The organism is Acidisphaera rubrifaciens HS-AP3, from assembly GCF_000964365.1.
GTDB classification, from domain to species: Bacteria; Pseudomonadota; Alphaproteobacteria; order Acetobacterales; family Acetobacteraceae; genus Acidisphaera; species Acidisphaera rubrifaciens.
Genome location: NZ_BANB01000953.1, coordinates 1 through 951, shown reverse-complemented (window position 1 = coordinate 951; position 951 = coordinate 1). Strand labels below are relative to the sequence as shown.

Genomic DNA, 951 nt, shown 5'->3' with positions numbered 1-951 from the left:
CTGCCGATTCACTCAGAAGGGCTACCGCTCTAGACGCTGGAAAAGCGGGGAAGCTTCAGAAGCTTCAGAATCGTCAGTCACGGTCCTTGTCCGTCTCGTGGTGCGGGCGTTCGATCGGCAGTCGGATGCCGTCGAAGGCGGCTTTGCTGTTCGGCAGTCGTGAGGGTGTGAAGCCTCGGGTTTGCAGGGCTTGGCTGAACCGCCGCTGGGTTCCGGCTTGCTCGCCTGCACGTTCGGCCCATGTCTTCCAGGCCGAATACAGGACGGTGCTGCCTTCCTGGCAGTGACGGCCAACCTCGCAACATTCCTCTATCCACTGGCCAAGGGCATCCTCGCCGGACAGGTATTCGTCGGTTGCGGCGGCGACGGCGGCGGGTGCGGCGAGTCCTTGGCGTTGCCAGTCCAGGCAGCCGGCGATTGCCCATGCGAGGATGGCAGGCCATTCGGCTTTGAGTTCGGCGGCGAGGTTTGGATTGCGCTGGTCTGGCGGGATGGTGACGGTGAATGGGATCATGTGCATGCGACGGCGCATCGCCTCGTCCACGTTGCGGAGGGCGGGCTTGTGGTTGCCGGCGATGAACAGCTTGAATTGCGGCTGATACGTGAAGAAATCGGCCCGCATGAACCGCGCGGTAATGGGATCGCCGCCCGTGAGTGACTTGATGCGGGACTCGGCCCAGGCGCGGCCTTGTTCGGTCTCTTGTGCGGTGACGAGACGTGCGCCGCGCAGCATGGCCAGTTCGGTCGGGTGCCGATCGGTCTGCGTTGCGGCGAAAGTTTCCATCGGCGCGATGGTCGCGTAATCGCCGAAGATGCCGGCGAGGGTGTTGAGGAACACGCCTTTACCGTTGCCGCCGGTTCCGTAGCCGAAGAATAGGGCGTGTTCGCGGGTGCTGCCGGTCAGGGCGTAGCCGGCCGCGCGTTGCAGGAAGCGCACCAGGTCCGCGTCGC

Annotated in this window: 1 protein-coding gene; it reads right to left on the bottom strand. The window is 64.4% G+C overall.

Annotated elements, in window-relative coordinates; translation table 11 throughout:
* Nucleotides 1-73: 73 nt before the first annotated feature.
* The coding region (locus B8460_RS19330; protein ID WP_048863261.1) for a phage/plasmid primase, P4 family at nt 74-951 on the bottom strand (878 nt) is incomplete at its 5' end.